2 protein-coding genes are annotated in these 1,678 nt (G+C 71.2%); one reads left to right on the top strand and one right to left on the bottom strand.

What is annotated here, in order from left to right:
- Window positions 1–1,064 (bottom strand): LLM class flavin-dependent oxidoreductase (locus tag AB0C29_RS47145; protein WP_360834742.1); only part of this gene is annotated, 1,064 nt, incomplete at its 3' end.
- Between the two features lie 71 nt (window positions 1,065–1,135).
- On the opposite strand from AB0C29_RS47145, the gene AB0C29_RS47150 reads away from it, so the two are divergent.
- Window positions 1,136–1,609 carry a MarR family transcriptional regulator gene (locus AB0C29_RS47150; RefSeq protein WP_360834743.1) on the top strand — a complete coding sequence of 158 codons (474 nt, stop codon included), beginning with the start codon at window positions 1,136–1,138 and terminating at the stop codon, window positions 1,607–1,609.
- The last annotated feature ends 69 nt before the right edge of the window (window positions 1,610–1,678 follow it).

Consider the following 1,678-nt stretch of genomic DNA (forward strand, 5'->3'; position numbering starts at 1 on the left):
TTCGTGGAGTCCTTCGACGGCACGCCGGCCCAGACCTCCTCCAGAATCTCGCGGACCATGGGAGCCACCTTCGCGCCGAACAGCTCGACGGCGCGCGTACGGGCGCTGATCGGCTGGGCGCCCGCGGTGTAGATCAGGTCGAAGCGGCCCACACCGAGCGTCCGGACCGCGCCGGCGATCTTGCGGGCCACCGTCTCCGGCGAGCCGATGTACAGCGAGCCGTGCGCGACCTCGTCGTCGAACTCCGCGCGGCGCAGCGGCGGCCAGCCGCGCAGGGCGCCGATCCGGTCCCGGATGACCTTGTACGCCGGGTAGAACAGCTCCTTGGCCTGCTCGTCGGTGTCCGCCACGAACCCGGGGGAGTGCATCCCGACCGGGTGCGCGAGCGTGCCCAGCTGCTCGGTGGCCCGGCGGTAGAGGTCGAGGTAGGGCGCGAAGCGGGCCGGGTTGCCACCGATGATGGCCAGCATGAGCGGCAGGCCGTGCCGCGCGGTCCGGACCACCGACTGCGGAGAGCCACCCACGCCGACCCAGGTGTCGAGCCGGCCGGACTCCGTCTTGGGGAACACGTCGGCGTTCTCCAGCGCCGCCCGGGTGGTGCCGCTCCAGGTCACCGGCTCCTCGTCGAGCAGCTTGACGAAGAGCTCGAGCTTCTCCTCGAACAGCACGTCGTAGTCGCTGAGGTCGTAGCCGAACAGCGGGAACGACTCGGTGAACGACCCGCGGCCGAGGATGGCCTGGGCCCGGCCCTGCGAGATGGCGTCCACGGTCGCGAAGCGCTGGAACACCCGGACCGGGTCGTCGGAGCTGAGCACGGTGACGCCCGAGGCCAGCTTGATCCGCGAGGTGCGCGCGGCGATCCCGGCCAGCACGGTCTCCGGGGTGGAGATCGAGTACTCGGGCCGGTGGTGCTCGCCGAGCGCGATGACGTCGACGCCGAGCTGGTCGGCCAGCACGGCCTCGTCGATGACCTGCCGGATCGCGACGGCGTGGGAGACGGGTACGCCGGCGTCGTCCACCGGCACGTCGCCGAAGGTGTCGAGACCGAGCACGAGCTCACTCATGGTGCTGTCCTCCAGTAATTGACACGTCAGTCAGTATGATTGACACGTCAAACACAGAAGGGCGCCCAGTTATGCCGCGCACCCGTCAACTGCCCGACCGCGCCGAGCTGCGCGCGTGGCGGGACTTCATCGAAACCACCGAGGCGCTGCGTACGGTGCTGGCCGGGCGGCTGCAGAGCGACACCGGGCTGTCGCCGGGTGATTACGCCGTACTGCTGGCCCTGAGCGAGGCCGAGCACGGCCGGATGCGATCGTCAGAGCTGGCCGCCCAGGTCGGCTGGGAACGCAGCCGGCTGTCGCACCACCTCGGCCGGATGGAACGCCGGCAACTGATCCGCCGGGAGAAGGCGGCGGCCGACAGCCGCGGCGCGGAGATCATCCTGGCGCCGGCGGGGTGGACGGCCTTCCGGGAGGCCACGGCGCCGCACCTGCGAGCGGTCCGGGAACTGTTCGTCGACGCGCTGACGCCGGCGCAGATCGAGGCCGCGGCCGACATCGCCGCCGCCCTGCGCGAGCACCTGGACCGCCTCGGCCACCGAGGGTGAAGACGGTCACCCTCGACCGGGCACCATGGCCTCGATCGCCTTGATCAGGTCGCTGTCCCCGGCCAGGTC

The sequence above is a fragment of the Actinoplanes sp. NPDC048791 genome, from assembly GCF_040650095.1.
Lineage (GTDB): Bacteria > Actinomycetota > Actinomycetes > Mycobacteriales > Micromonosporaceae > Actinoplanes.

Excerpts from the sequence above, each read along its gene's own strand:
- AB0C29_RS47150 (WP_360834743.1), top strand. The coding sequence starts at position 1,136 with ATGCCGCGCACCCGTCAACTGCCCGACCGCGCCGAGCTGCGCGCGTGG.